This window comes from Saccharothrix mutabilis subsp. mutabilis (genome assembly GCF_039521145.1).
GTDB classification, from domain to species: Bacteria; Actinomycetota; Actinomycetes; order Mycobacteriales; family Pseudonocardiaceae; genus Actinosynnema; species Actinosynnema mutabilis.
The window spans coordinates 1-504 of sequence record NZ_BAAABU010000093.1; the positions used below are offsets into that span (position 1 = coordinate 1).

Annotated in this window: 1 protein-coding gene; it reads left to right on the plus strand. The window is 66.7% G+C overall.

All coding sequences use genetic code 11. The features are described 5' to 3' along the window. On the plus strand, positions 1 to 379 hold a 379-nt coding region (locus tag ABD126_RS38735; RefSeq protein WP_343944890.1), incomplete at its 5' end, for a replication initiator. Between the last annotated feature and the right edge of the window lie 125 nt (positions 380 to 504).

Consider the following 504-nt stretch of genomic DNA (forward strand, 5'->3'; position numbering starts at 1 on the left):
CGCCAGCGGCAACCACGCCAACCCCTACCGGCTGCTGGGCAAGTGGGCTCACATGCTCGGCTTCCGGGGCCACTTCTCCACCAAATCCCGGCGCTACTCCGTGACCCTCGGCCAACTCCGCAGGGCACGCGCCAAGTACCGCGACCTGGTGGCGACCGCCGAGCACGACGAAGACGCCCGTAAGGCGCTGCTCGACCTCGAGGAGCTCGAGGCCCGGCTCTTGGCGGACGACACCGAGACAACCCTCGTCATCGGCAACTGGACCTACCAGGGCACCGGCTGGACGAACCCCGGTGACGAGACCCTCGCGCTCGCGGCTGCTGCCCGTGCCCGCGAATACGAGCAGTGGAAAGCCCAGACCAAGACCACGAACCGATGAGTGAGGAGATGTGAGATGGATGAGAAGTTGCTGACCTCTGAGGAGGTCGCGGAGTGGATGCAGATCGCTCCCTCCACCCTGTGCCGCTGGCGGCAGACTGGGAACGGACCGCGCGTCATCTGGCT